21 protein-coding genes and 1 pseudogene are annotated in these 26,611 nt (G+C 70.1%); 6 read left to right on the forward strand and 16 right to left on the reverse strand.

All coding sequences use genetic code 11. The features are described from left to right. Positions 1-154: 154 nt before the first annotated feature. Positions 155-778, reverse strand: a complete 624-nt coding sequence (locus ATK30_RS25685; RefSeq protein WP_101437768.1) for an MBL fold metallo-hydrolase — start codon at positions 776-778, stop codon at positions 155-157. 94 nt (positions 779-872) lie between these two features. Here ATK30_RS25685 and ATK30_RS25690 point away from each other — a divergent pair, with 94 nt between their 5' ends. Beyond that, positions 873-2,093, forward strand: a complete 1,221-nt coding sequence (locus tag ATK30_RS25690; protein ID WP_101437769.1) for an NADH:flavin oxidoreductase/NADH oxidase family protein — start codon at positions 873-875, stop codon at positions 2,091-2,093. Here ATK30_RS25690 and ATK30_RS25695 read toward each other — a convergent pair. The 6 genes and pseudogenes from ATK30_RS25695 to ATK30_RS46350 form a co-directional block, all read right to left on the reverse strand. Next, positions 2,053-2,700 (reverse strand): Pr6Pr family membrane protein, encoded by a 648-nt coding sequence (locus ATK30_RS25695; protein ID WP_101437770.1) that lies wholly within the window; start codon positions 2,698-2,700, stop codon positions 2,053-2,055. The two genes, ATK30_RS25690 and ATK30_RS25695, sit on opposite strands and share 41 nt — an antisense overlap. Positions 2,701-2,835: 135 nt before the next feature. Then, a complete protein-coding gene (locus tag ATK30_RS25700) occupies positions 2,836-4,137 on the reverse strand; it encodes a S53 family peptidase (RefSeq protein WP_244194724.1) in 1,302 nt (433 codons plus the stop codon). Positions 4,138-4,294: 157 nt separating this feature from the next. Next, positions 4,295-5,884, reverse strand: a complete 1,590-nt coding sequence (locus ATK30_RS25705) for an ATP-dependent DNA ligase (protein WP_167442002.1) — start codon at positions 5,882-5,884, stop codon at positions 4,295-4,297. 69 nt (positions 5,885-5,953) lie between these two features. Further along, complete coding sequence (locus ATK30_RS25710; RefSeq protein ID WP_101441073.1) at positions 5,954-7,639, reverse strand: PstS family phosphate ABC transporter substrate-binding protein; 1,686 nt, start codon at positions 7,637-7,639, stop codon at positions 5,954-5,956. Positions 7,640-7,729: 90 nt separating this feature from the next. Continuing rightward, a pseudogene (locus tag ATK30_RS25715) lies at positions 7,730-8,725 on the reverse strand (aminotransferase-like domain-containing protein); the annotation flags it as partial. Positions 8,726-8,758: 33 nt separating this feature from the next. Continuing rightward, a complete protein-coding gene (locus ATK30_RS46350) occupies positions 8,759-9,091 on the reverse strand; it encodes a GntR family transcriptional regulator (protein ID WP_244194725.1) in 333 nt (110 codons plus the stop codon). An 87-nt stretch (positions 9,092-9,178) separates the two neighbouring features. Here ATK30_RS46350 and ATK30_RS25720 point away from each other — a divergent pair, with 87 nt between their 5' ends. Beyond that, positions 9,179-10,093, forward strand: a complete 915-nt coding sequence (locus ATK30_RS25720; protein WP_244194726.1) for a DMT family transporter — start codon at positions 9,179-9,181, stop codon at positions 10,091-10,093. Positions 10,094-10,097: 4 nt separating this feature from the next. On the opposite strand, the gene ATK30_RS25725 is transcribed toward ATK30_RS25720, so the two are convergent. After that, on the reverse strand, positions 10,098-11,495 hold the full coding sequence (locus ATK30_RS25725) for a class II fumarate hydratase (protein WP_101437771.1): 1,398 nt from the start codon (positions 11,493-11,495) through the stop codon (positions 10,098-10,100). Positions 11,496-11,664: 169 nt separating this feature from the next. Between ATK30_RS25725 and ATK30_RS25730 the strand changes: the two genes are divergently transcribed. Further along, a complete protein-coding gene (locus ATK30_RS25730; protein ID WP_101437772.1) occupies positions 11,665-12,636 on the forward strand; it encodes an NAD(P)/FAD-dependent oxidoreductase in 972 nt (323 codons plus the stop codon). A gap of 1 nt (position 12,637) precedes the next feature. Here ATK30_RS25730 and ATK30_RS25735 read toward each other — a convergent pair whose 3' ends face one another. The 6 genes from ATK30_RS25735 to ATK30_RS25760 all read right to left on the reverse strand — a co-directional run bounded on the left by ATK30_RS25735 (position 12,638) and on the right by ATK30_RS25760 (position 17,146). Then, positions 12,638-13,399 (reverse strand): S1 family peptidase, encoded by a 762-nt coding sequence (locus ATK30_RS25735; protein ID WP_101437773.1) that lies wholly within the window; start codon positions 13,397-13,399, stop codon positions 12,638-12,640. A gap of 19 nt (positions 13,400-13,418) precedes the next feature. Then, positions 13,419-14,477 carry a class II fructose-bisphosphatase gene (gene glpX / locus ATK30_RS25740; RefSeq protein WP_167442003.1) on the reverse strand — a complete coding sequence of 353 codons (1,059 nt, stop codon included), beginning with the start codon at positions 14,475-14,477 and terminating at the stop codon, positions 13,419-13,421. Positions 14,478-14,566: 89 nt separating this feature from the next. After that, complete coding sequence (locus tag ATK30_RS25745; protein ID WP_037367840.1) at positions 14,567-14,791, reverse strand: exodeoxyribonuclease VII small subunit; 225 nt, start codon at positions 14,789-14,791, stop codon at positions 14,567-14,569. Next, entirely contained in the window at positions 14,788-15,252 is a 465-nt protein-coding gene (locus ATK30_RS25750) for a hypothetical protein (RefSeq protein ID WP_101437774.1), read from the reverse strand. Before ATK30_RS25750 ends, ATK30_RS25745 begins: the two co-directional genes overlap by 4 nt. Further along, positions 15,252-16,517 carry an exodeoxyribonuclease VII large subunit gene (gene xseA / locus ATK30_RS25755; protein ID WP_101437775.1) on the reverse strand — a complete coding sequence of 422 codons (1,266 nt, stop codon included), beginning with the start codon at positions 16,515-16,517 and terminating at the stop codon, positions 15,252-15,254. Before xseA ends, ATK30_RS25750 begins: the two co-directional genes overlap by 1 nt. Beyond that, positions 16,514-17,146: a lipid droplet-associated protein gene (locus ATK30_RS25760; RefSeq protein WP_101437776.1), complete on the reverse strand. Its 633-nt coding sequence runs from the start codon at positions 17,144-17,146 to the stop codon at positions 16,514-16,516. Before ATK30_RS25760 ends, xseA begins: the two co-directional genes overlap by 4 nt. Positions 17,147-17,296: 150 nt before the next feature. Here ATK30_RS25760 and ATK30_RS25765 point away from each other — a divergent pair, with 150 nt between their 5' ends. Then, positions 17,297-18,307 carry a 4-hydroxy-3-methylbut-2-enyl diphosphate reductase gene (locus ATK30_RS25765; protein ID WP_167442004.1) on the forward strand — a complete coding sequence of 337 codons (1,011 nt, stop codon included), beginning with the start codon at positions 17,297-17,299 and terminating at the stop codon, positions 18,305-18,307. 286 nt (positions 18,308-18,593) lie between these two features. Here ATK30_RS25765 and ATK30_RS25770 read toward each other — a convergent pair whose 3' ends face one another. Both ATK30_RS25770 and rmuC read right to left on the reverse strand, forming a co-directional pair. Continuing rightward, a complete protein-coding gene (locus tag ATK30_RS25770) occupies positions 18,594-19,496 on the reverse strand; it encodes a DUF6542 domain-containing protein (protein WP_167442005.1) in 903 nt (300 codons plus the stop codon). A gap of 1,547 nt (positions 19,497-21,043) precedes the next feature. Continuing rightward, positions 21,044-21,958, reverse strand: coding sequence for a DNA recombination protein RmuC (gene rmuC / locus ATK30_RS25775; RefSeq protein WP_101437778.1), 915 nt, complete (start codon positions 21,956-21,958; stop codon positions 21,044-21,046). Positions 21,959-22,187: 229 nt separating this feature from the next. On the opposite strand from rmuC, the gene ATK30_RS25780 reads away from it, so the two are divergent. Continuing rightward, positions 22,188-23,342, forward strand: coding sequence for an exonuclease SbcCD subunit D (locus ATK30_RS25780; RefSeq protein ID WP_167442006.1), 1,155 nt, complete (start codon positions 22,188-22,190; stop codon positions 23,340-23,342). Then, a complete protein-coding gene (locus ATK30_RS25785; protein WP_101437780.1) occupies positions 23,339-26,302 on the forward strand; it encodes an AAA family ATPase in 2,964 nt (987 codons plus the stop codon). Before ATK30_RS25780 ends, ATK30_RS25785 begins: the two co-directional genes overlap by 4 nt. Positions 26,303-26,611: the final 309 nt, after the last annotated feature.

Raw genomic sequence — 26,611 nt, forward strand, 5'->3', positions numbered from 1 at the left:
TCGAAGTCTCGGCGGCGCGGGTCGGGCATCGAGCGGCGAACTAGCTGGTCTAGTCACCCGCAAGCGCTTGCGGACCGGCCTGGCAACCCGAATCCGGACCTCGCCGGGCGGGCCGGCAACGGTGCCGACTCGCCCTGGCGAGGTTCGGGGCGGGTCAGGCGGCGGGCCAGTCGGCCGACGCGGCTTTTTCCTTGCCGATCGTCGTCGCTTCGCCGTGGCCGGTGCGGACGATCGTCGCGTCGGGGAGGGGGAAGAGGCGGTCGCGGATGGATTGCACGATGGTCGGGTAGTCGGAGTACGAGCGGCCGGTCGCGCCGGGGCCGCCGTTGAACAGGGTGTCTCCCGTGAAGAGGACTTCCAGGTCGGGGCTGTGCAGGCAGATCGCGCCGGGCGCGTGGCCGGGCGTGTGCAGCACGGTGAGGTCGGTGCCGGCGACGGTGAGGACCTGTCCGTCGGCCAGGTCGCCGTCGGGGGCGCGGTCCGGGTGAGTCAGGTCCCAGACGACGCGGTCGGCCGGGTGCAGCAGGATCGGCGCGCCGGTGCGGTCGGCCAGCGCGGGGGCGGCGTTGACGTGGTCATTGTGCGCGTGGGTGCAGACAATCGCGCGGACCGTGCGGTCTCCGACTACGTCCGCGATCGCGTCCGCGTCGTGCGCGGCGTCGATCACGATCACCTCGGAGCCGTCGCCGACTATCCAGACGTTGTTGTCCACGTACCAGCTGCCGCCGTCGAGCTCGAACACGCCCGACGTGACCAGGTTCTGCACTATCGCCGTCATGCCGCAGACCCTAGTGGCCCGCGAGGCATACCGCCGGTACTTACTTTCGAGTATTCTTACTCACGGTAAGTTAGCCGCGACGACGGGACTGCACATGACCGATCCCCGGGATCTGCTCGCCGAACCGCTCAAACTGCAGTGCGGGGCCGTGTTGCCGCATCGCCTCGCGAAGTCGGCGCTCAGCGAGCAGCTTGGCGACCGTCGGAACGCGCCGTCTGCCGAACTCGCGCGGCTGTACCGGACCTGGGCGCGCGGGGGTGCTGGCCTGCTGGTGACCGGCAACGTGATGGTCGATCCCACCGCGCTCGGCGAACCGCGCAACGTCGCGATGCCTGCCGTGCCAGATCCGGCGGCGTACCGGTCGTGGGCGCGGTCCGTGGACGGCACGGACGCGCAGTTGTGGGTGCAGCTCAACCATCCCGGTCGGCAGAGCCCGCGGTACTTGTCCCGGCAGCCGGTCGCACCGTCGGCGGTGCCGTTTGGCGATCGAGGGGTGCGGACGGCGTTCGCGACGCCGCGGGCGTTGACCGGGGACGAGATCGAAGCGGTGGTGGCGAGGTTCGCGTTATCGGCGCGGACGTTCGTCGACGCTGGGTTCGCCGGGATCCAGATCCACGGCGCGCACGGGTATCTGATCTCGCAGTTCTTGTCTCCGTTGGTGAATCGGCGCGACGACGAGTGGGGGCGCGACCGCAGCCGGTTCCTGCTTGAGGTGGTGCGCGCCGTCCGGGGTGCGGTGGGGGATCGCGTGCCGGTTTCGGTGAAGCTCAACAGCGCTGACTTCCAGCGCGGCGGGTTCGACGAGGACGAGTCGCTGCAGGTGGTTCGCGCGCTGGGCGAGGCCGGGATCGATCTGCTGGAGATTTCCGGCGGCACGTACGAGCGAGCCGTGATGATGGGATCCGGCCGGGCGAGCACGCAGCGGCGGGAAGCGTATTTCCTGGACTACGCGGCGAAAGCGCGGCAGATCAGCGACGTCGCGCTGATGGTCACCGGCGGGTTCACGACGGCGGCGGGGATGGCGGAGGCGCTGGAATCCGGTGCGCTGGACGTGATCGGCATCGGCCGTCCGTTCACGGTGGACCCTGCGCTGCCGGGGCGGCTGCTCGCGGGCGAGGACGTCCGGGCCGAACGGCGGTGCCCGCACACGGGAATCCGGCTCGCCGACAGCTTGCTCGAGATTCAGTGGCACACGCAGCAGATGCACCGCGTCGCCGCGGGCAAACCGGTCGACCTGAAGCGCGGCGCGTGGCGGGCGCTCGCTCAGGCCGGGCTCAGCGATCCGCTGAACGCGTTTCGCCGGGTGCGCGCGTGAGCCGCCGGTCGGCGACCTGCGCTCCGCTGGCGAGCACGATGAAGAAGACGCCGATGAGCAGGCAGTTCAGCGCGACCTGTCCGTAGCCGAGGTGGTCGGCGTTGACGAACGGGTACGGGTAGTAGCCGTCGATTGCACCGCGGACGAGCGTGAAAACCAGCCACACCAAGGGGTAGACGAGCGACCACCAGACCGTGCGCCATTCCAGCACGCGTGGAGCGAAGATCAGCCAGCCGAGCACGCACAGCACCGGGCTGACGCGGTGCAGCAGGATGTCCGCGGCGAGGCCGAGCCCGTGCAGCTCGTACAGCCCGGCGAGCGCGACCTGGTAGACCACGCCGGTGACCACGATCCCGACCAGCGCGTCGAGCCACAGCACGCGCATCAGCCGGGAGCGGCCGCGCCCGCGGGCGAAAGCCGCGCTGGTGACGAGGACGAGCACGTTCGAGAGGATCGTGAAGTAGGTGAACAGGTTCGCCACCCGCCCGCCGAAGCTGGCGTACCGACCCTGCGGGGCCACCAGCGCGACGATCTGGATCACGAGCGCGGCCAGCACGACGACCGCGGTCACCCCGAACCACAGCCGGGCCAGCGCTTTCGAGGACATGCCGCTGACATTACGGCTCGATTGGGGTCCGCCCGGCCCGACACGACCAGGATCGATCGCGCCGGGCCGAGTGAACTTGCTCAAGCCGAGAGCCGCCTGCCCTCCGGAGGCAGTGCTCGGGCGTTGATTACCGCATCACCGCACCGCCTTCACCAAGGCCGGGACGAAGACCGACGCGTCGACCGTGCCCCAGCCGCTCGCGATGTCGTAGCCCGGACCGGCCTTGAAGCCCTCGACGCCGTACTGGCTGTTGTCGCCCTTGGTGACGTCGACGATCCCGGCCGCGGTGCCCTTCGGACCCAGCTTCGAGTACAGCGCCGGGTTGATCTGGCCCAGCCGGCCGTGGTTGGCCTGCACCGCCAGCGCCAGCACCCCGGCGAACAGCGGTGCCGACTGCGACGTGCCCTGGACGCCTTCCATGCTGATGTCCGGGTACGCCCGCATCGTGCTGCCGGTGATGTTCTTGACGCGGTTCTGCCAGGACGGCCGCGCGTACGCCTTCGACAGGCCCGCGCCTTCGCTGAATCCGTTGTCCGCCACGTTGACCAGGTCGTCGGGCTGGGTGCGGTTGCCGTTCGCGTCCAGGTGCAGCTGGGTGCCGCCGAGCGCGGTGACGTTCGGGTCGCTCGCCGGCCAGCTCGCCACGCGGTACGGGTACTTGCCGGGCCCTTGCAGGTACGACCCGGACGGCCCGTCGTCGCCGGACGACGCGACCAGCGTGACGCCCGCGCGGCTCGCCCGCTCCAGCGCCGGGTCGAGGGTCTTGATGGACTCGAACGACGGGAAGTTCTCCTCGGTGGTGCCGAAGCTCATCGAGACCACGTCGGCGATCCGGTGCTCAGTCAGGTAGTCGACGGCGTGCATCATTTCCGGCAATCCGGCGAAGCCCTGCGTCTCGGCGACCGGCGTGGCCGCGACGACGATCTTCGCGGCCGGAGCCATCGCGTGCATCATCGTGACGTCGAGATCGGTCTCCCCGCCCCAGGACTGGCAGGTGGCGGTGTCCACCCCGGGGTCGGTGCACGCGGGCACCGCACCGGACGGCTGCAGCACCTCGACGTTCGCCGGCGGCAGGCCGTGCTGCCGCGAATACTCGTCCAGCACCTGCTTGACCTTGTCGTCGCCGAACGACACCAGCGTGGCCACGGTGGACCCGGCGCCGGTGATGCCCTGGTTCCACAACTTCGTGGCGTTGTACGCGCCGGCTTCCTTCGGCAGCTTGGCCATCGCCGCGTTGAGTCGTGCCACCCGCTCGGGCACGGTGGTCGCGCCGACGAACGACTGCGCGGCAGCCGAGAAGTGGTGTCGCGACGGCTGCGGCGGCGCCGGCGCGGCACTGGCCGGTGCCGCCACCACGGTGGCGGCGAGCGCCACGCCCGCCAGCAGGGTCATCGGCCGCCCGAATCCCCGGACGGCTGATTTCACCCGGAACGTCATGCTTTTCTCCCATCGACACAGGCCAGTGCTCCCACTCTCGGGCACGCGGCCACGGGCGCGACATCGACTTTCGTCGGGCGTTTTCCCGAGTACGGCGGGGAAAACTGCCCGATGTCCGTAATGTGCCCACTCATTCCGACGGCGGGTGCGGCGATCGTCATCCGGACGCCTCCTCGGAACCGGGCTGGTCTTCGGCACCGGACTGCTCCGCTTGGCCGGGTCCTACCGCCGGACGGCTGCCGCGCAGCAACCCCCGGACGGTGTCGATGGTGTCGGCCTCGCCAGGGTCCTTGTCCGGCCGGTACCGCACCACCCGCGCGAACCGCAGCGCCAGCCCGCCCGGATACCGCGTGCTGACCTGTGCCCCGTCCAGTTCGATCTCGACCACCAGCTCCGGCCGGACATGGACGGTCCACCGGTCGCGGTGCGTCTCGATTTCCTGGAACCGCTCGGTCTGCCAGGCCAGCAGTTCGTCGGTGAGGCCCTTGAACGTCTTGCCCACCATGATCGGCGGTCCACCGTCCGGATCACGCGCGCCGAGGTGCAGGTTGGACAGTTTCCCGGTGCGCCTCCCGTGGCCCCATTCCGCCGCCAGCACCACCAGGTCGATGGTGTGCACCGGTTTCACCTTCAGCCACGCCCGGCCGCGCCGCCCGGCCGCGTAGATCGAATCGAGGTCCTTCACCATCACGCCCTCGTGCCCGGCGTCCATCGCCGCGTCGAGCACCGCCGCCGGGGATTCCGGCCGGACCGAACCGGGGATCACGTGCTCGCCCGCCACGCGGCGCAGCGCCTCGTTGCGTTCGGACAACGGCGCGTCGAGCAGATCGACCCCGTCCAGATGCAGGCAGTCGAAGAAGTACGGCCGCAGCAGCAACGCCCGCACCTGTTCGTCCCGCGTGCTGCCGAACCGGCTCATCGTTTCCTGGAACGGCCGCGGCCTTCCTTCGTCGGTGAGGGCTAGGGTTTCGCCGTCCAGCACCACCGATTCGCACGGCAGCGCACGCACCAGTTCGACCAGTTCGCCTACGCTGCCGGTGATTTCCCGCAGCGTGCGCGTGTACACGTGCACTTCCGAACCTTGCCGGTGCACCTGGATGCGCGCACCGTCCATTTTGTACTCGACGATCGCGTTCCCGTGCTCGGTCACCGCTTCCTCCAGCGATTCCGCCGGGGACGCGAGCATCGGCCGCACCGGACGGCCCAGCTCCAGCCCGAATTCCGCGAGCGCCGCCGCGCCCCCGGTCAAGGCCGCCTGCCCGGTGACCGGCAGGCGTCCGGACAGCATGAAGGCGCGCCGCACCTGGTCGACCTCCACCTCGGCCGCCGCCGCGACCGCGTCGACCATCACCCCTTCCAGCGCGCCTTGCCGCAGCTCCCCGGTGACGAGCCGGAACACGAACTCCTGCTCGGCACGGGTCAGCCGGGAGAACAGCGCGGTGAGCGCCTCCGCTCGTCGCTTCACCGAACCCGCGCCCGCCGCGGCCGCGACTTCGGTGAGCGCGACGTCGACCTCCGCCACGGAGACGGCGGGCACGGCCGCGGGTTCGACGGCGAGGTCGGCGAGCGTGCGCCAGCCGGCGCCGAGCCGGTCCTGCGCCGTCTGCCCGGTGAGATACGCGATCACCGCGGGCAGCTCGCCGGGCTCGGCCGCGCGCAGCACCTTGGCCAGCACGGCGATCTTCGTTTTCCGTGACCGCGTGGCCGCCAGTTCGGCGGAGGCGGTGACGAGGTCGGTGAACAACACCCGGCCATCATCGCCCCCGTCACCGACAAAAACTCCAGCCCCAGCCTCGACCGGGTGAAAAAGAGCTGGTCAGGCATCCGGACGAGTGCAGTACTGGTCCAGCAGCCCCTGTTTCGTCACACACGGCGTGTACCCTGCGTCCTGCAGTTCCGCCCGCGCCGTGCTGCTGCGCAGATAGTCGATGAACTGCTTCAGCAGCGAATCGTTCTCCGGCACGCCCTTGGTGTAGAGGTACTCCACCGTCCAGAAGCGATAACCGGCGTCGATGCTGGTCACGTCGGGGTAGCGGTCGTCGAGTTTCGCCATCGCGACCTGGCCGCCCGCCGCGGCGATCTTGGCCGCGGGCACGTCGGCGTAGCCGATCGCGCCAGGTGTTTCGCCTACGGCACGCAGCAGATCGTCGGTCGTGCCGCGCTCGCAGCGCACCACCGCGGCGTGCGGGTCGCGGATCGGCGTCCGGCAGTCGTCCGACGACAGCCCCGGTTCGGCCGCACCCAGCACTTTCTCCTCGAAAGTCTTGCGCGTGCCCGATTCCTGCCCGCGCCCGACGACCCGGATCGGGACCGACGGGCCGTCGCGCAGCTGAGCCCAGTTGGTGTACTTCCCGCTGAAGATGCCGCGGACCTGCTCGCTCCTCAGATGGTCGACACCGACGGATTTGTTCACTACCAGGCTGTACACGAGCACAGCGACCGGTTGCATGACCAGATCCGGCCCGGCGTCGGGAGCCTTGCCGTCGGACAGCACTGCCAAACTGTCTTTTTGGTCTGCTGGCAACGGCCCCAGTTCGCGCACCGCGGACACGCTGCCCACTGCTTGCGTCGTGATCGTCGCACCAGGACACTGCCCGTGGTACTCCGTCGCGACACTGTTCATGATCCGCGCGAACGCGCTGGATCCGTGCACCGCAAGGGTTCCGCTGCCGCAGCCGGGCGCGGGACCGCGCGACGCGGCCACGATCAGCGTGCTCAGCAACACCCCGCTCAGCAGTACTCCGATCGCCACGGTCACCACCGGCCACGACAGCCAGCGCTGTTTGCGTTCGTCCTTGATCCGTCCGCCGCTGAGCCGTCCGACGACGTCCAGTTCCTTGGACAACGACCCGCCGCGCCAGTCGTCCGGCTCGCGCAGCACGACGACGAGTTTGAACTTTTCCCTTCGCTTCAACGAAAGCTGTTCGAGCCGGACACCGTGCCATTGCGGGGTCTGCACCGCCGGAACCGGGGATTCGGGCTGGCGCAGGAAACCGGACAGCCGCTGCGACAGCAGGGCTCGCACACCGGACAGTCGCGCGGTGTCGGATTCAGGCGTAGGCTGATCATGAGTGAAGAATTCAAGGCCGTTCCGGACCACCTCACGCAGCCCGTCCTTGGCGTCAGACACGCGCGCGTCCCACACCACCCTCCGGCCGAAGGTGAACTGCAGCGGGTGTTCCCAGTCGTCCGGGCCGATGTCGAAGCTGCCCGTGTTGCGGATGCGGATCACGACCACGCTGAGCGGTTCCAGGAGCCGCACCGTGCGCACGAGCTCCGGATCCGCTTGCACCGCGCCGTTTTCCTGATCGCTCAACGTCACCGGGTTGAGGCCGATCTTGGAGTTGTACAGCTCCCGGTAGATGACGCGCCTGCGGCGGACCACGTAGCGGTCGACGATCGGGGCGAGGATCGTCGCGCCCGCGACGACCGCGATGGGCACGATGCCGCGATCGGACGTGAGCACCTCGGCGAGCGCTCGCAGGACATCTCCGAAGCTCACGGTCGCCTCCCCCTTGCCGCTCCCGAGAATGTCCACCCTAAGCGTCCGCCACGGGACCCTTCCCCGGTGCACCAGGTGTTCACCAGCGCTTCAACCCGCCGATGCGATCCGCTCGACGGCGGCGCGGAGCCGGTCCGGCGGGAGCGCGGCGTACCCGAGCACGAGGCCCGGATATCCCGCTGAGGCATGGGAATAAGTCGACAAAGCCGGAGCATGCACGCTTGCCGCGGCGAGCTTTTCCTGCAGCCGCAAGTCATCGGTGCCGTCCGGGAGCCGGACGACCAGGTGCAGTCCGGCTGCGATCCCGACCGGCTGCCACTGCGGCAACCGCTGGGCGAGCGCTTCGATGAGCGCGTCACGACGGGCGCGATACAGGCGCCGGGTGCGGCGCAGATGCCGGTCGTAACCGCCGGTGGCGATCAGATGCGCGAGTGCGGCTTGCGGGAGCGGCGGGCATCCCAGGTCGTGCATTTCCTTGACCCGGGCCACGGCGTCGCGCAGTCGTCGCGGTGGAATGAGCCAGCCGATCCGCAACGCTGGCGCGAGCACCTTGCTGACGCTGCCGATGTACGCGACGTGATCCGGCGCGAGCGCGCGCATCGCGCCGAGAGCGGGACGGTCGTAGCGATGCTCGGCGTCGTAGTCGTCTTCCAGGATGAGCCCGCCGGTTTCCGCCGCCCACGCCAGCAGTTGCCGACGGCGTTCCGGATGCAACGCGACGCCGAGCGGGAACTGGTGCGCAGCGGTCACCAGCACGACGGAGCAGTCTGAAGTGGACAGTGCGTCGACGTTGATGCCTTTGTCGTCGACCGGAATCCCGATCGGACGCAGTCCGTGGTCTCGCAGCAGGTTCGCTTGGCCGTGGTGGCTCGGGTCCTCGACCGCGATGCGCTGGTCCGGCAAGGCCTCGGCCAGCAACGACAGTGCTTCGGCGGCACCGCTGGTGATCACGATGTCATCCGGGTTCGTCGGCAAGGCCCGGACCCGCCCGAGGTAGGCGGCCAGTTCCGCGCGCAACGCCGGATGGCCGGTCGGATCGGGGTAGCCGAGACCGAGATCAGGCGTCGCGTTCAGGGCTTCTCGTTCGGCGGCAAGCCATTCGGCTCGCGGAAACGCTGACTACGCGGGCAGTCCGGGACGCAGGTCGAACTCCCAGGCCGGAGATTTCGCCGCACTGACCTCGGGTTTCGGCGCAGGACCGTCGATCGGCGCGACGCGAGTGCCCGAACCATGCTTGCTCAGCAGGTAACCCTCGGCGGTGAGCTGCTCGTACAACGCGGTGACGGTGCCGCGCGCGACTCCGAGCTGGCGCGCGAGATCGCGACTCGACGGCAGCCGGGTGCCGACAGCCAGCCGTCCAGTGCGGATCGCATCGCGCAACGCGGCTTCGACAGCGCGACCCCGGCGTCCGCCAGTGGCAGCAGGCAGGAGCAGCTCACGGATGGTTTCCACGGCCCGACAGTACGGCAAAGTGGTCCAATTAGGCCAGTGTCGAGTGGTCCTTCTGAATGGACCACTCTCCGCTGAAGACTGAGCGGCGTGAAACGGTCGATGGTGCTTTCAGGGGTGGCCGGCGCGGTGCTGGTCGGCGGATCGGTGCCGGTCACCGGCATGCTGGACGGGTATCCGGTGATCACCGGGCAGGCGCTGCGGTACGCGCTCGGCGGCCTTCTGCTGCTGGGCTGGGCGAAGGTCACGCGCAGTCCGCTGCCGCGGCCGAACCTGGCCGATCTGCCGACCCTGCTCGGTCTCGCCGCGACCGGGATGATCGGGTTCCAGGCCTGTCTGCTGCTGGCGCAACGCTACGCGGAACCCAGTGCGGTAGTGGCGTTTCTCGGGGCCAGTCCGCTCGTGCTCGCGTTGATCGCGCCGATGCTCGACGGTCGCCGTCCGTCCGCCGCTCCAGTCGTGGGATCGGTACTGGCCGGACTCGGCATCGTGGTGCTGTCCGGTGGCGGATCCGCTTCCGCGCCAGGGCTGTTGCTGGCTGCGCTGGCGATGTTGTGCGAAGCGTCGTTCACCCTGCTCGCGGTGGGATTGCTGCGCCGGCTCGGACCGTTGGCGACCTCGACGTGGGGCTGTTTCACTGCTGCGGCAAGCGGTTCCGTGGTCGGGACGGTCGTCGATCCAGCCGGAGCGTGGCGGTGGCCGAACGCACGCGAACTCGTCGCGTTGCTGTTGCTGGCGATCCTGGTGACCGCGGTGGCGTTCGTGCTCTGGTACAGCTGCGTTGTCGGGCTGGGCGCGGACCGGGCGGGCGTGTTGATCGGGCTGATGCCGGTGTCCGGACTGGTCGTGGCGGTGCTGATCGGCGCGCAACGGTTCGAGTTGGCGGACCTGGCCGGGGTCACGCTCGTCGCCGCGGGTGTCGCATGCGGACTGCGCCCGGAAAGGTCCGTGAAGGACTCCTTGGGGGAATCAGGTTCCCTCAAGGAGTCCTTCACGGACAGCTGAGGCGTTACTTGCCGCCGCGTGCCATCCGCAGCACGTCGAGCGCCTCGTCCAGTTGGGCTTCGGTGAGCTTGCCGTCGCGGACATACCCGCGCTCCAGCACGACCTCGCGGATCGTCTTGAGTTCCTTGAGCGCCTGCTTCGCCACCGCGGCAGCTTCCTCGTAGCCGATGTACTTGTTGAGCGGCGTGACGATCGACGGCGACCCCTCGGCGTACTGTCGCGCGCGCTCGGCGTTCGCGGTGACCCCGGCGAACACCTTGTCCGCCAACAGCCGCGAGACGGCCGCGAGCAGCCGTGCCGATTCGAGCACGTTGCGCGCGATGACGGGCAGGTTCACGTTGAGCTGGAAGTTGCCCGCCGCACCGGCGAACGCGACTGCCGCGTCGTTGCCGACGACCTGCGCGACGACCTGCAGCGTCGCTTCCGGGATGACCGGGTTGACCTTGCCCGGCATGATCGACGAACCCGGCTGCAGGTCCGGCAGCGCCAGCTCGGCCAGCCCGGTGCGCGGGCCGGATCCCAGCCAGCGCAGGTCGTTCGCGATCTTGTTGAGCGACACCGCGACCGTGCGCAGGTGCCCGGAGGTTTCGACGACGCTGTCCTGCGTCGCCTGCGCCTCGAAGTGGTTGCGCGCCTCGGTGAGCGGCAACCCGGTGATCTGTGCCAGCTCGGCCGACACTGCCGCGCCGAACCCGTCGGGCGCGTTGAGACCGGAGCCGACCGCGGTGCCGCCGATCGGCAGTTCGCCCAGCCGCGGCAGACCGGACTGCAGCCGCTCGATGCCGAACCGGATCTGCGCGGCCCACGCGCCGGCCTCCTGGCCGAGCGTGATCGGCACGGCGTCCATCAGGTGCGTGCGGCCGGACTTGACGACGTCCTGCCACTCCTCGGCACGCGCCTCGATCGCGCCGGCGAGGTGCTCCAGCGCGGGGATGACGTCGGTGAGGACGGCCTCGGTGGCGGCGACGTGGATCGTCGTCGGGAAGGTGTCGTTGGACGACTGCGACGCGTTGACGTGGTCGTTCGGGTGCACGTCGCGGCCGAGCGCGCGGGTGGCCAGCGTCGCGATGACCTCGTTCGCGTTCATGTTGGACGACGTGCCCGAGCCGGTCTGGAAGACGTCGATCGGGAAGTGCTCGTCGTGCTTGCCCTCGGCGACCTCGTCGGCGGCCTTCGCGATCGCGTCGGCGACGTCGGCGTCGAGGACGCCAAGACGCGCGTTCACGCGGGCGGCGGCGGCCTTCAACAGGCCCAGCGCGCGGATCTGGGCGCGCTCGAGACCGCGGCCGGAGATGGGGAAGTTCTCGACGGCACGCTGCGTCTGCGCGCGGTAGAGCGCGTCGACCGGGACGCGGACCTCACCCATCGTGTCGTGTTCGATCCGGTATTCCTGTTCAGCCATACCCCCGATTCTGGCCCCGTTTCGCGCACGTGGCCGGGTGTTGTCGCCCACCCCGGCGACTAACCCGCGCCCGCCCCGCCACCACCCTCAACGGAATGGCTACGCCATACTGGTTACGACCAATGTGTTCTCGATCACCGCCACCCACCACTGGCATGGAGCGAGCCTCATGGATTACGACCTCGTCGTCATCGGAGCCGGTCCCACCGGCCTCTTCGCCGCCTACTACGCGGGATTCCGCGGCCTGTCGATGGCCGTCGTCGATTCGCTGCCCGAACCCGGCGGCCAGGTCACCGCGATGTATCCGGAGAAGATGATCTACGACGTCGGCGGGTTCCCCGCGGTTCGCGGCCGCGACCTCGTGCAGGGCCTGGTGGACCAGGCCGCGCCGTGGAAGCCGGACTACCTGCTCGGCCGCAAGGCGGAGAAGCTGGAGAGCGTCGACGGCGGGCTGGAGCTGACCCTCGACGGCGGTGACGTGCTGCGTGCGGGCGCGGTCCTGATCACCGCGGGCATCGGCGAGTTCACGCCCCGTCCGCTGCCCGCCGGGGACGGCTGGCTCGGCCGGGGGATGGTCCATTTCGTCCCGTCGCTCGCGGCCCACGCGGGCCAGCACGTCGTCGTGGTCGGCGGCGGGGATTCGGCGTTCGACTGGTGCCTGGCGCTGCACCCGGTCGCGGCGAGCGTGACGCTGGTGCACCGCCGCGCGAAGTTCCGGGCCGCGGAATCGATCGTGCGGCAGGTGCGGGAGCTGGGCGTGCGGCTGGTCACGGACGCCGAGGTGTCCCGGTTCGTGGAAGCCCCGGACGGTTCGCTGACGGCGGTCGACGTGACGGTAAAGGGCGGCGGGGAAGAGCAATTGCGCGCGGACGCTGTGGTCGCGGCGTTGGGATTCACCGCGGATTTGGGCCCGATCGAAAGCTGGGGGCTGGAAATCGATCACCGCGCGATTTCGGTGGACTCGACCATGGCGACGGCCCGGCCGCGCGTTTACGCGGCGGGGGACGTGGCGGCGTATCCGGGAAAGGTGAAGCTGATCGCGACGGGATTCGGGGAGGCGGCGACGGCGGTGAACAACATCGCGGTGGCGTTGAATCCCGAGGCGCATTTGTTCCCCGGGCATTCGAGCAACGTCGAGTGACTCAGCCGGTTTTCTCCGCCAGCCAAGGCTGATACGCCACCGCCGAGGTCGCGATCGACGGTGCCGATCCGCAGGCCGACGACCGGTTTCCCGGGCGGCTGACCATCCCGGCCAGCACCCACCGGTCGCCGTCGCGGAGCAGCTCTGGGCCTCCGGAATCGCCGTAGCACGAGCCGGATCCGCCGGGGCTTTCCGTGCACAGCTCGGAAGTTCCGTCGAACGTCGACGTGCATTTCGCGCCCGGCACCAGTTGCGTGTCGAGCTGGCGCAGTGTCTTCGACACCGGGCCGCAATTCGGCGTCGCGCATGTCTGGCCCCAGCCGATTACCCGGACCGCCGTGCCTGGTGCGGCCGAACCGGCGATCGCGATAGGCGCGGCTTTCACCGGAGCGGTCAGCCGGATCAGGCCGATGTCGCCCGTTTGCGTTTCGGCATTGAAATGCGGGTGCAGTACGAATTCCGCCGCTTTCGGAGTTTCCCCGCCCTCGTCCGCGTCGTTGCTGCCGACGCGCAACCCGAGCGTCGCCGGGTCCTTCGCGGACAGGCAATGCGCCGCGGTGACCACCCACGTGGGCGCGATCAGCGAGCCGCCGCAGAACAGCGCGCCGCCCGAAGTGTGCAGGGACACCGCGAACGGGTACGGCTGGTCCGCGTCGGTCCCGCCGACGATCGACGGCGCAGCGGGCCCGGCCGAAGCGCTGCCCGCGCTGAGCACGACTCCGGTGAGGACAGTCAGCACCAGCGCGAGCAGCCGTTTCGACACCGGGAAACTCCTTGGCAGATCAGGGCAGCGGAGGCACCACGTGGTCGTCCTCGTCGAGGTCGAGGTTGCCGTCGAAGTTGACCGACGAGTACGCCCGCAGCTTCTCGAGCCGGTGGTAGCCGTCGATCATTCTGACCGTCCCGGACTTCGACCGCATGACGATCGACTGCGTCGTCGCGCCGCCCGCCCGGTAGTGGACGCCGCGCAGCAGGTCGCCGTCGGTGACGCCGGTCGCGCAGAAGAACACGTTGTCGCCGGTGACCAGGTCGTCGTTGAGCAGGATCCGGTCCAGATCGTGGCCCGCCGCGAGCGCCTTCTCGCGCTCCGCGTCGTCCTTCGGCCACAGCCGGCCCTGCAGCTCGCCGCCGAGGCACTTCATCGCGCAGGCGGCGATGATGCCCTCGGGCGTCCCGCCGATGCCGAGCAGCATGTCGACGCCGGTGGTCGGCCGGGCCGCGGCGATGGCCCCCGCGACGTCGCCGTCCGAGATGAACCGGATCCGGGCCCCCGCCTCGCGGACCTCCTTGACCAGCTGCTCGTGCCGCGGCCGGTCGAGGATGCAGACCGTCACGTCGCTGACGCTGGAGTTCTTCGCCTTCGCCACGCGCCGGATGTTCTCCGCGACCGGGGCGGAGATGTCCACCTTGCCCGCCGCGTCCGGGCCGACGGCCAGCTTCTCCATGTAGAACACCGCGGACGGGTCGAACATCGCGCCGCGCTCGGCGACGGCGAGCACGGCCAGCGCGTTCGGCATGCCCTTCGCCATGAGCGTGGTGCCGTCGACCGGGTCGACCGCGACGTCGCAGTCCGGGCCGTCGCCGTTGCCGACTTCTTCGCCGTTGAACAGCATCGGCGCTTCGTCCTTCTCGCCCTCGCCGATGACGACGACGCCGCGCATCGAGACGGTGGAGACGAGCTGGCGCATCGCGTCGACGGCAGCACCGTCGCCGCCGATCTTGTCGCCGCGGCCGACCCAGCGGCCGGCCGCCATCGCGGCTGCCTCGGTCACCCGCACCAGTTCCATGGCGAGGTTGCGATCAGGCGCTTCGCGTCGGCTGCGGTCACTGGCGGTGGTCATGGTGGCCTCCCGGAACACGGTTCGTCAGCGGGTGCCCAGTCTGTCAGATCCCGGAACCACCTGACCGATTCAGCCACGCATGGTGCACGTCACTCTGTGTCGTCGTCGGTCTCGACCGAGGCCAGCGCGGCCTCGATCCGCTCGCGGGCGCCTTCCAGATGCCGTTCGCACACCTTGGCGAGCCGCTCGCCCTTCTCCCAGAGCTCGAGCGACTGCTCCAGGGACAGCCCGCCGGCCTCGAGTTCCTTCACCACTTCGACGAGCTGGTCGCGGGCCTGCTCGTAACCGAGTCCGGCGGTGTCTGCTTCGCTCACGTTCTCCGACCTTGTGGTGCACGGGGCTGTCGGCGCAGACTACCGCGTTCGGCGGCGGTTCCGGGCTGGCCGGGGACGCTGGGGCGAGTCCGCCGCGGGCAAGCCACCACCGCGCTGGCCATCGCGTGGTCGTACCCGACGAAAGCCAGCGCGAACTCTTGCCCGTCACCGTCCGCGATGGCGTCTTCGAGGTTCTCCTGCGCGCTCGCCACCCGTCGCCGGTGCCCGGTCCCTTCGGCGAACCACCACCGGACGCCGACGTGCTCCGACGTCGCCTCGGACAGTCGCCTGAGCTGCGGAGCCAGTCCGCGCCGGGCGGCGGTGCCGCAGCCCGCGAGCAGCGCCGTCCAGCATTCGTCGGCCGCGCGGTCGGTGACCAGGGCCTGCCGCAGCAGGAGACCGGCGTCGAGCCGGGCGGCGGCGTCCACCGTGAGCGGGAGGAACGCCGGGGCCCGGTGCATCACGGCCGCTCTCCTTCCGGTACGGGTGTCGTCGGCTCGACGGATTCGGCCACCGCGTGGACCGCCCCGTCGGCGACCCGCACGCGCAGCCGCGCACCGTCCTCGATCTGGGAGACGGAGCGGAGCACGTGGAGGTTGCCCGCGGAATCAGTGAACTGGACAACGGCGTATCCGCGCTCCATCGTGGCCGCCGGGCCGAGCGCGGTCAGCCTGCCCCGCGCGTTCGCGACTTCCGCCTGGTCCTTGGCGAGCAGGCTGAGCATCGCGCGACGGCCGCGTTCGCGGTGCATCTCGACGTCGCTGAGCCTGCGTTCGATCGGACCCAGCGGATCGGCCAGCGACGGACGGCTGCGGAGCTGGGTCAGCAGCCGCGTCTCCCGGTCGACCCAGCCGTGCAGCGCGCGACGGCCGCGGTCGCGCATCTGCCGCACCCGGGCGGTTTCCTCGCGGACGTCCGGCACGATGCGCTTGCTCGCGTCGGTCGGAGTGGAGCAGCGCAGGTCGGCGACGTGATCGAGCAGCGGCGTGTCCGGCTCGTGCCCGATGGCGCTGACGATCGGCGTGCCCGCGGCCGCGACCGCCCGGCACAGCGCTTCGTCGGAGAACGGCAGCAGGTCCTCGACGCTGCCGCCGCCGCGGGCGATGACGATCACGTCGATGTCCGGATCTTTGTCCAAGATGGACAGTGCGCGGAGGATTTGCGGCACCGCCTGCGAACCCTGCACGGCGGTGTTCAGCACCTTGAACAACACGTGCGGCCAGCGTGCCTGTGCGTTCGCCAGCACGTCCCGCTCGGCCGCCGACGCGCGTCCGGTGATCAGGCCGATTCCCTTGGGCAGAAAGGGAATCGGACGTTTCCGCTCCCGGGCGAACATGCCCTCGGCGGCCAGCAGCTTGCGCAGCCGTTCGATCCGCGCGAGCAGTTCGCCGATGCCGACCGCGCGGATCTGGTCCGCGCGCAGGCTCAGCGTGCCGCGGCCGAAGAAGAACGACGGCTTGGCGTGGATGACCACCCGGTCGCCTTCGCGCAGCGGCGTCGGCAGTTCGCGCACCAGCCACATCGGACAGGTGACGGACATCGAGACGTCCGCGGACGGGTCGCGCAGGGTCAGGAACGCGGTCTGCGTGCCGGGCCGCGCGTTCATCTGCGTGACCTGGCCTTCGACCCAGACGTCGCCGAGCCGGTGGATCCAGTCGCCGATTTTGCGCGCGACGGTGCGGACCGGCCACGGATTCTCCGCGCTGGTGGCGGGGTCGTTGCTCACTGGCCTTCCGCGGGGTCGCCCGGCTGTTCCTCGGCCTTGCGCGCGTTGCCGATCCGCCGCGTCAGCATGCCGACGAACGACGCGCGGTCGGCGTGGGCCTTCTCGTACTCCAGCAGCTCCTCCAGCTGGGGCACGGTCAGCCGGCGCAGCCGGGCGCGCAGCTGCGGCAGGGTCAGCTCGTCGTAATTGCCCAGGCCAGCCGGGCCGGAGCTGTCGTTCTCGCCCTCGGAGTGCTCCTCGGCGAGCGCGCGGGTCTCCTCGACCCACGGATCGTCGATGGTTTCCGCGGGGAGATCCGGCGGCTGCGTGCGGTGGCCGTTGGTGCGCGGCTCGGGCAGGTCGTCGACCGGCACGAGCGTGGGCCGGGGCCGGGCGAACTCGGGCTCGGCGTCCTCGTCGAACGTGGCCCAGCTGGGGGTGTCCTCGACCGGGCGCAGCATCGACAGCGCGTCGTCGCCTTTGATGGCCAGCTCGGTGACGTGCTGCTGGACGCGCATGGACAGCTGCAGCACCTGGCTCACGACGGTGACCGGCAGGCCGGTGAGCTGCTTCGGGAGCTCACGAACCCGCTCGGCGGTGGTGACGGCGAGGCCCGCGGCGACCCGGAGGGGGAGCGGGAGTGGCTTCATGGGTCCAGCGTGCCGCATCCAGGCCGTCCTGCCCAACCGAACGGGTGGCCAGAGGCACCGGACGTGACGCCCGGCACAGCCTGAATGGCCGCGGCGGTCATCCGAACGAGGACTTCAACCCCGGATCGGCACTGCCCGTACCCTGGAGGCATGACTTCTGCGAGTCCCGGAACCGAACCCGCCGGTACCCCGACGATCACCCGGTCCGGCGCCGCCAAACGCGTGCTGCTCGCGAAGCCGCGCGGTTACTGCGCCGGCGTTGACCGCGCTGTCGTCGCCGTCGAGAAGGCGCTCGAGCTGTACGGGCCGCCGGTGTACGTGCGCAAGGAAATCGTGCACAACCGGCATGTCGTCGACACCCTGCGCGAACGCGGTGTGATTTTCGTCGACGAGACCTCCGAGGTGCCCGAGGGCGCGCTCGTGGTGTTCTCCGCGCACGGCGTCTCGCCCGCGGTGCACGCCGAGGCCGCGGAGCGGAACCTGCGCACCATCGACGCGACCTGCCCGTTGGTCACCAAGGTGCACAAAGAGGTCAACCGGTTCGCGAAGGACGACTACGACATCCTCCTCATCGGCCACGAAGGCCACGAGGAGGTCGAGGGCACGGCCGGTGAGGCTCCGGAGAAGGTGCAGCTGGTCGACAAGCCCGAGGACGTCGACAAGGTCGACGTGCGCGATCCGTCGAAGGTGATCTGGCTGTCGCAGACGACGCTGTCGGTGGACGAGACGATGGAACGCGTCGACCAGCTGCGCGACCGCTTCCCGACCTTGGCCGACCCGCCCAGCGACGACATCTGTTACGCCACCACCAACCGCCAGGTCGCGGTCAAGGCGATGGCCCCGGAGTGCGACCTGGTGCTGGTCGTCGGCTCGAAGAACTCGTCGAACTCGAAGCGGCTGGTAGAGGTCGCGTTGAAGGCTGGCGCGTCGGCTTCGCACCTGATCGACTTCGCGTCCGAGGTCGACGAGGCGTGGCTGGAGGGCGTGTCGACGGTCGGGGTCACGTCGGGTGCCTCCGTGCCGGACGTGCTGGTGATGGACCTGCTGAAGTGGCTGGCCGAGCGCGGGTACGGGCAGGTGGACGAGGTGACCACGGCGAACGAGAAGATCGCGTTCGCGTTGCCTAAGGAGCTTCGGAAGGCTGTTAAGCCGGAGTCCTGAGGGCAGGTTGTCTTCCGCATGTCTCTCCTCGCGGTGATTTCTGGCGAGGGAGTTCGGATCGGCGGGCTTTCGTTTGGTGCTGCGATGTTCGGCCGGGCGCGCGGTGCGCTTTGCCGCTGTACCGATTAGTCGAGAGCGTCATGCCTGGCAACTCCGCGTGAAGCTTGTCCACTGAGCAGCCACGGCGCTGGGAATCCCTTTAGCCACAACGAAAAGGCCGCCGACCCCGGTGAGGGGATCGGCGGCCTTTTCGTTTGCCTGCGGAGTGCCTGCCTTGTGCGCTCGGTCAGCCTTCGTCTTCCCAAGGACGCTGGCGGCGGGGCGGTTCCCGGCGAGGCGGACGCGGACGTCCGGGCGGCGGCTCGTCCCCGCGCGGCCGACGACGCGGCGGCGGTGCGTCGCCCCGCGGATCACGACGGCGCGGATCGCCTTCCGGCGGCCGGGGACGACGACCCTCCGGAGGCGGCTTGCGGCCACCGCGCGGAGCGTTCGGATCCAACGGCTCGCGCCGCGGACGGGCACCCGGGTCGGCAGGCGGACGCGGACGGCGCGGCGGCGGAGCGTCGAGATCCCGGTCCCGAGGCGGACGGCGACGGTTGCCCGGAGGCGGCGTCTGACCGGACTGCCCGGTGCGACCGGCAGGCGGACGCGAGCGCGGACGGCTGGCTTTGTCGTCGTCCTCGTTCCGGCCGCGCGGGACCTTGCCGTCCTTGATCTTGACGGGAGCGTCCGGGTCGCGTTCGCGGTAGATCCGGAAGAAGCCGAAGAGCAGCGTGACGCCGGTGGTGACCGCCATCGTCGGGAAGCCCTTGATCAGCGGCGTGCCGATGTTGAGCAGCTTCGACAGAGTGTCGCTGGCCTCCGAACCCCCGCCGGTCAGCAGCACGACGCCCGGCACGGTGACGGCGAGCACCAGCGGCGGCTGCACCATCGGACCGAACAGCCCGCGTCTTTGCACCGCACCGACCGCGATCACGGCCCCGAGGAAGTAGCCGGCCTTGAAAACAAAACCGAGGCTGCCGGAGGACTTCTCGTCGATGATGGCGCCGAGCACTGCCAAGCCGAAGCCCACGAGCACGGCCGCCCACCAGGGCAGGCCGCGCCTCGTGCCGACGACGAGACGCTCGTCCCACGGCACGGGGGCGTCATCGGCATCAGGATCGCTCTGGCGATCGCGTATCGCGGTCACGAGGCACACCGTAGCCCGTACTTGTCACGATCTTGTTGGCACTGCCGAGGACAGCACGAAGCAGCCACTCGACCGCATGACATTTCGTACGGTCGAGCGGTACCCGCGGTACGGCCTGTCCGCCCCGCTCCGCCGGACGGGGAACCAGTGGACCAGACCTCTGACCAGCGGTGATACCGACGGTATGGTCTGGCTGCCCGTTTCCCGGCCCTGCGCTGACCCCAGGCTAGGCCACCAGCCGACAACGGCAACGGCGGCATCGCCGGTCCCGTTCCGGAACATTCGCCGTTCCGGAACTTGACCAGGAATTGACGTTCCCGTGAGCCGCCTGAGCGTTCAGACCCTGCCCGTGCGACGTCGGAACCCTGCCCTTTCGCCCGCCCGGGCGGCAGTGTCCAACCTGGACTCCGCCGTTGGTTCCGGGCAATCCGGACTCCGGCGCGCGCTCGCTCGACGCGCGCCACCGCCGAAAGCTGCCGACGGCGGAGGACGTGATCACGCGGACCGCGGCCCCGCCTTGCCTGCCGACACACTCTCGCGGCTCGCCGCTCATCGGGACGGCGCTCAGCGGACGTTCGACGCCTGCCGCCTCGCTGCGGTGCGCTACCGCTCCCGGCAAACGCCCGTGCGAGACCGCACTCCGTAGGCAAGTCGTCAGGGCAGCCGTGCCAGACGTCGCTGGGACGCTCTGCCGATCCGGCTGCCAGCTCACGCCCCGCCGGACCGAGCCGACCGCGCTCGCCCCGCCAGGCTGTGCCGCCGACGTTCGCCCCGCCAGGCTGTGCCGCCGACGTTCGCCCCGCCAGGCTGTGCCGCCGACGTTCGCCCCGCCAGGCTGTGCCGCCGACGTTCGCCCCGCCAGGCTGTGCCGCCGACGTTCGCCCCGCCAGGCTGTGCCGCCGACGTTCGCCCCGCCAGGCTGTGCCGCCGACGTTCGCCCCGCCAGGCTGTGCCGCCGACGTTCGCCCCCGTCAGACTGCGCCGCCAATGCTCGCCCCACCGGGCCGCGTTGGCGAGGCTCACCCCGCCGGTAGGCGCTGGCGAGGCTCACGCCGCCGGGCCGTGCCGCTCAGCTTGCTCCGTCAGGTCAGGCTGCCAAGGCTCACGCCGTCGGGCGCCGCCCTGTCGGAGCTCACGACCGCCGGGCCGCGCCGCCCAGCCTGGATGCACCACATCGCACCCGCTGAGACCTACGCCACGGGATCGCGCCGCTGAGACTCGCTCCGCCAGTTCGCGCTTCCGCGCTCGTTCCGCCGGGCCGTGCCCGCCGGGACTGTGTCATCGGATCCGTGTCGCAGTCTCATACCGTCGGACCGTGCCGCCACACCCAAGGCCCGCCACACAGCGCTGGCGTCGCGTCACCACCCCGCCTGACCGAACTCCGCTCGACCCCAAAGCCCTGCCAGGCTCCAAGCATCAGCTCGCATCCAGCGAACCTGAGGCCGTCATCCCGACGCCCGCAAGCGACGCTGCCAGACCCGTCCCGCGAAAGCAGGCGTCGATCGTCCGATCGCGACTGTCGAGCCTGCGGCCATCGCACCGCTCCCTCAACCAGCTGCCACCTCGTCTCCCTTCCGAAGCTGCGGCACCGGTGCCGGACTGCCCGACGCGTCGGTGAGCGGCGCGACTGTCGCACGGAACGACTCCAGTGCCTCGAGTTCCCGACGACGGGCCGAGACGAAGCGCTGCAGGTGCGTCGTGGACAGATTCAGCGCCTCGACCGCATTGCCCGCGGCGCGGTGCGCGGCGGCGGCGCCCGCGCGCACTTGCTCGACGTCCTCGACGAGCGCCCGGTCGCTGGCGGCGAACAGCGCAGCCGACGCGAGTACCCCGAATCCCGTTGGGCCGCACAGGAAGACGCGACGGTCGATCAGCCAGCGCAGCAGTTCGGGATCGGTGTCGAGAGCGGCGACCACGGCAGCGTCGGACGGGATGAACATGATGGTGCCGTAAATCGCGTCCGCCCAGCGCTGGTAGCCCTTGCCCGCCAGCTCCGCCGCGCGGGAGCGCAGCTGCCGGACGTGGACGCGCAGCGCGTCGAGCCGTTCCTCCGGGTCGTCGGTCTCGACCGCCTCCGCCCAGATGGCCATGCTCGCCTTCGCGTCGACCGGAACTGCGCGGCCGCCGCCGACATTCAGCACCAGGTCGGGCTTCGCGCTCCCGCCGCCGCCCAGATCGGTCTGCAGGGTGAAGTGCAGTCCCTCCCGCAGTCCGAGAGCGCGCGCGGTTTCCACGAGCACCTGCTCGCCGAGTTCGCCGCGGCCGTGGATCGACGCGAACGCCACCTCGTACCGGCGCAGCGCGAGCTGCTGCTGGTCGCCTTTCGCGCGCTCCGCCGCCACGAGCCGCGCGGCCGCGTCGGCGCGGCGCATTCCGTCGTTGTACAGCCGCCACAGTGCGACTACCGCGACGCACAGGAGCAGCGCGAGCACGACGGCCGCGGTGGTGATCACCGTCTCCACCCGGTCCTCCTCTCCGTCGGGTCCGGCGGGTGTCCGGACGCGAGACATCATGGCGGACCGCACCGACAAAAACCGGCACCCGCGGTCGCGCTGCGTAGCTGACCTGCGACTTTCCAGATCCGAGGCTGGGCGTGTCCGCAGTGGACCTGATCGGCTTCGTACACACGTTCGAGTGGGGTACCGGCGTGCCTCCGGGATTTCGTCGGGGTCTGCTCCTAACGTGGTCGCCGTGAGAGTCCTCCATACGTCTGACTGGCACGTCGGCCGCACGTTCCACGGTGCCGATCTGCTCACCGAACAGGAGGCCGCCCTCACGCACATCGCCGAACTCGTCGACCGCGAGTCGGTCGACGTCGTGGTGGTGGCCGGTGACATCTACGACCGAGCGGTGCCGTCCGCCGAAGCTGTCCGCGTCGCCACGGCCGCGATGACCCGCATCCGCCGGGCCGGCGCGGAACTCGTGGTCACGCCGGGCAACCACGATTCGGCCGCGCGGCTGGGCGCGTTCGCCGAATTCGCGGCGGCGGGCGGGCTGCACGTCCGCGCGACCGTCGAAGGCATCGCGGAACCTGTTGTGCTGCACGACGAACACGGCGAGGTCGCGTTCTACGGCATCCCGTATCTCGAACCCGAGCCGTCGCGGCACGCATTGGGCGTGCCGCAGGCGCGCGGCCACACCGGTGTGCTCGGCGAGGCGATGCGGCGGGTGCGGGACGATTTGGCCACTCGTCCAGGCACTCGATCCGTAGTGCTGGCGCACGCTTTCGTCACCGGCGGCGAGGCCAGCGAATCGGAGCGCACCATCGCGGTCGGCGGCGTCGAGCAGGTTCCCGGCTCGGTCTTCGACGGCGTGGACTATGTGGCGCTCGGGCATTTGCACGGACCGCAGACGCTCGCGGACCACCTCCGGTATTCCGGAAGTCCGCTGGCGTACTCGTTTTCCGAAGCGCGGCAACGGAAATCGGTATGGTTCGTGGATCTCGACGCCACCGGCCTGGCCGAGGTCCGCCGGCACGAGCTGCCGGTGCCGCGTCCGCTCGCGACGCTCTCCGGCGAGCTCGCCGCCTTGCTCGAGGACCCGGAGCACGAGCAATGGCGCGAGCATTTCCTCTCGATCACCGTCACTGATCGAGTGCGCCCGATCGATGCGATGCGGTTGCTGCAGGGCCGTTTTCCCTACGCGGTGCACATGGATTGGCGACCCGATGGCGGGGTCGCCGGCACCGAACTGAAGTATGCCGAAGCAGTGCGCGGGCGCAGTGACATCGAGATCGCGCGCAGTTTCCTCGACGACTGCCGCGGCGCTCCGCCGACTGAACGCGAGGAGCGGCTCGTGCACCTGGCGCTCGAAGCAGCGAACCGGGCGGCGGTGGAGAAGCTGTGAGACTGCATCTGCTGGAGGTAGAAGCCTTCGGCCCCTATGCGGGGCGGGAGGTGGTGGACTTCGACGCCCTTGGCGCCGACGGTCTCTTCCTTCTCCACGGCGACACCGGCGCGGGCAAAACCACGCTGCTCGACGCGATCGCGTTCGCGTTGTTCGGCGTGGTGCCGGGCGCGCGCGGCGACGTCAAGCGGTTGCGGTGCGATCTCGCTGAGCGCGATCGGCAAACCGAGGTCGTGCTGGAGCTGACCGTGCAGGGTCAGCGGCTGCGGATCGTGCGCAGCCCGGAGTACCAGCGGCCGAAGAAACGCGGCGACGGATTCACCACGCAGCAGGCTCGGGTTTCGCTGACCTGGGTCGGCGAACCGCCCGCCGGGCTGCCGCCCGACGGGAGCATCCGCATCGACGAGGTGGCGCGCACCGTCGAGCGACTGCTGGGCATGACGGCGGCGCAGTTCTTCCAGGTCGTGCTGCTGCCGCAAGGAGAGTTCGCGAAGTTCCTCCGCAGCGACACCACGGAGCGCGAGAAGCTGCTGGAACGGCTTTTCGGCACCGAGCGGTTCTCCGACGTCGAACGCTGGTTCGCGGACCTTCGCGCGGAACGCGGTCGGGCGCTGGAAAAGCGGCAGCAGGAGGTCCGCGAGCTGCTCGCCCGCTACGCCCAGGAAGCGCAGCAGGAACCGCCGGAGGAAGGACAGCCGGAGTGGGTCGAGGCCGTGCTGACCGAGGTCGCTGCCCGGGCCGAGGCAGCGGAAACCGAGGCGGCGCAAGCACGTTCGGCGGCGAAGGCCGCTGAGGTCGCTTTGCGCGAGGCGGAGGAGGACGCGGAAAAGATCCGCCGGGTCCGCACCGCGCACACCCGGCTGACGCAGGTCGCCGAGCAGACGGCCGAACGTGCTGAGTGGACGGAAGAGATCGCGGCGGCTCGGCGCGCTGCCGCGGTGGTTCCTGAGGCCGAGCTGATGGACCGGCGCACCGCCGAACTCGGTGATGCGCAGGTGCTGGTGGCGGACCGGATCCGAGACCTCGCCGACCTCGGTTTCGACGCGGTCGGCCTCGCCGTCGCCGACCTTCGCGAGCGCGCGGGTTCCGTCCGCGAGGAGGCTGGTGCTCTCGCCGAGTTGGCGGCGGAGGCCGACCAGCAGAAGAGCGACGAACAACGCCGTGCGGAGCGGCAGAAAGTCGCGGAGAAGGCCGCCGAGCAGGTTGCCGGGCTCGCGGAGCGATTGGCGGAGTTGCCCGGTCTGATTTCCGCTGCGCGTACCGAAGCGACAGTGGCTGGCGAAGCGGCGGCGAAGCTGGACGGTGCGAGGTCTCGCGTCGAAGAGCTGACAGCGCTCACTCGTGCGGCCGAGGAGTTGCCGCCGGCTGAAGCCAAGGTCGCGCGCGGCGAAGCGAAGCTGCGCGAAGTAGTCGACGAGCACCATGCGGCTCGGCAGCGTCGGCTCGATCTCCGCGAACGGCGTCTCGACGGAATGGCAGCAGAGTTGGCTGCTGGCTTGGCCGAGGGAGCGCCGTGCCCGGTGTGCGGGTCGGCCGAACATCCGGTACTGGCGAACCATGACGCGCCTCTGGTGGATGCGGATGAGGAACGCGCTGCCGAAGAGGCCGAGCAGAAGGCGTCGGCGTTGCGTCAGCGCGTGGTGTCGGCGTTGGAGGAGGCCAAGGCGCGGGTTGTCTCCTTGCGCGAACGGTTGGACGGACGCACCGCGGAGGAGATCGCGACCGCGCTGACCGAAGCCCGTGCGGTCGTCGCGGAACTCTCCGGAAAGGCGCAGCGCAAGGATCAACTGAACGCGAAGGTCGCTGAACTGGAGCGCAGCGCCGAGCAGTTGGCCGGACAGCAGCGCCTCGCTGAGCAGACGGTCACCGAGGCGAACGCCGAGATCCGGGCGTTGGACGTGCGGATGGCCGAGCGCGAGCAGCGGCTGGTCGCAGGCAGGGGAGAATTCCCGGACGTTCCCGCCCGGCGGCAGCATTTGCTCACGCTTGCTGGTGCGCTTGACTTGGCGGCGGAGGCGCACACCGCGGTGTCCGGAGCGGAGGCCCGGCTCGCGGAGCAACGGGATCTGGTGGAAATCTCGTTGCACGCCAAGGGGTTCTCGACCCTCGAAGAAATGCGCGCCGCGGTCCGGACCGATGAGCAGGTCACGAAGCTCGAACAGGGCCTCGCTGAGGCGGAAGCCATGGCCGCCGGTGCGCGGGAGATGCTCGCGCAACCGGAACTGTTCGGGATCTCGCCGGACGACACGGTGGATGTCGCGCCGCTGGCCGAGCGAGCGAAGGAGACGCGGGCTCGTGCGGACACCGCTTTCGCCGCGCAGCAAGCGGTTTCGGCGCAACACCGCGAACTGGTGAAGCTGGCTGGGCGGTTGAGCACAGCGCTGTCGGAGCTGCGTCCGCTGGAGGAGGAGTACGCCGAACTTCGGGCACTGTCCGAAGTGGTCAACGGGCGGGGGCAGAACGCACGGAAGATGTCGTTGCGCTCGTACGTCCTGGCTGCTCGGCTGGAGGAGGTCGCGCTCGCGGCGACGGCACGGCTGCGGACCATGAGCCAGGGCCGCTACTCGTTCGTGCACTCGGACGCGGCCGGTGCGCGTGGTACCCGGGGCGGCCTCGGCCTCGACGTGCTGGACGACTACTCCGGCACGGTGCGCCCAGCGAAAACGCTGTCGGGCGGCGAGTCGTTCCTCGCGTCGCTGTCGCTCGCGCTGGGCCTGGCCGACGTGGTGGCAGGCGAAACCGGCGGTGCGCTGCTCGACACCCTTTTCGTGGACGAGGGTTTCGGCACGCTGGACGCCGAGACGCTGGACGTGGTGATGAACATCCTCGACGAACTCCGTGCTGGTGGCCGCGTGGTGGGCCTGGTGTCGCACGTCGAGGAGCTCCGCCAGCGCATCCCCACGCGCCTGCGGGTGCGGAAGTCCCGCACCGGGTCGAAAGTGGAGCTGCAGATGGCCTGACGAGAGGAGGATGCTCCTGCGCCGTGTCGACGGCTGCGGCTCCTTCGCCGAGTTGCTGCTGGCCTGGCCGGGCGGCTCGCGACGACAGTCGCATTGCGGTGCTCGCGGCAGGGCTAGCCGGGATGTGGTTGGCCGGTGAGCGGCTGGCTGGATGTGGTTAGCCGGTGAGCGGGCTGAGCGCTGCGGCTGGCGGCTGTTGCGGTGGTGCCCGAGTCGGGCGCTGTCAGTGGTGGGCAGTTGGTGCAGTCGTTGGGTGGCCGATGCGGTGGTGGGCCGAGCTGGCTGCTGTGGTCGTGGTTGAGCCGGGTG

It is taken from the genome of Amycolatopsis echigonensis (genome assembly GCF_002846615.1).
Classification (GTDB): Bacteria; Actinomycetota; Actinomycetes; order Mycobacteriales; family Pseudonocardiaceae; genus Amycolatopsis; species Amycolatopsis echigonensis.

Coding starts and splice junctions, on each gene's coding strand:
- ATK30_RS25725 (WP_101437771.1), bottom strand. CDS start 11,495: ATGGCTGAACAGGAATACCGGATCGAACACGACACGATGGGTGAGGTC.
- ATK30_RS25730 (WP_101437772.1), top strand. CDS start 11,665: ATGGATTACGACCTCGTCGTCATCGGAGCCGGTCCCACCGGCCTCTTC.
- ATK30_RS25700 (WP_244194724.1), bottom strand. CDS start 4,137: ATGACGTTCCGGGTGAAATCAGCCGTCCGGGGATTCGGGCGGCCGATG.
- ATK30_RS25690 (WP_101437769.1), top strand. CDS start 873: ATGACCGATCCCCGGGATCTGCTCGCCGAACCGCTCAAACTGCAGTGC.
- glpX (WP_167442003.1), bottom strand. CDS start 14,477: ATGACCACCGCCAGTGACCGCAGCCGACGCGAAGCGCCTGATCGCAAC.
- ATK30_RS25765 (WP_167442004.1), top strand. CDS start 17,297: ATGACTTCTGCGAGTCCCGGAACCGAACCCGCCGGTACCCCGACGATC.
- ATK30_RS25760 (WP_101437776.1), bottom strand. CDS start 17,146: ATGAAGCCACTCCCGCTCCCCCTCCGGGTCGCCGCGGGCCTCGCCGTC.
- ATK30_RS25695 (WP_101437770.1), bottom strand. CDS start 2,700: ATGTCCTCGAAAGCGCTGGCCCGGCTGTGGTTCGGGGTGACCGCGGTC.
- ATK30_RS25750 (WP_101437774.1), bottom strand. CDS start 15,252: ATGCACCGGGCCCCGGCGTTCCTCCCGCTCACGGTGGACGCCGCCGCC.
- ATK30_RS25685 (WP_101437768.1), bottom strand. CDS start 778: ATGACGGCGATAGTGCAGAACCTGGTCACGTCGGGCGTGTTCGAGCTC.